The organism is Bradyrhizobium sp. Crot121 (assembly GCF_059512385.1).
In genome coordinates this window covers 1-395 of record NZ_JCAMOR010000445.1, presented here as the reverse complement: position 1 = coordinate 395, position 395 = coordinate 1, and the positions used below count along the sequence as shown (strand labels likewise).

Genomic DNA, 395 nt, shown 5'->3' with positions numbered 1-395 from the left:
GTGGCCACGCGAAGCGCTCGGGGAGCCGCTGGCGAGCTATGTCGAACTATTGCTGGCGACACCGGTCGTCCTCTGGGCAGCCCTTCCCTTCTTTCGTAGGGCCTGGGCATCCTTCGTCAACCGCAGTCCCAACATGTGGACATTGATCGGCCTCGGTGTCGGCACGGCCTATATCTACAGCGTCGTGGCGACTTTGGCGCCTAATCTCTTCCCGCATAGTTTCCGCGGCCACGGCGGCTCTGTTCCTGTCTATTTCGAGGCCGCCGCCGTCATCGTTGCGTTGGTCTTCGTCGGGCAGGTGCTGGAATTGAAGGCGCGCGAACGCACCGGCTCTGCAATCCGCGCACTGCTCGACCTTGCGCCGAAAACCGCGCGCCGCATCCATGCCGACGGCA

At 63.5% G+C, this 395-nt stretch carries 1 pseudogene; it reads left to right on the top strand.

From position 1 onward, the window contains the following. Positions 1-395 (top strand): annotated as a pseudogene (locus tag AC5ZGW_RS47405) (copper-transporting ATPase); the annotation flags it as partial.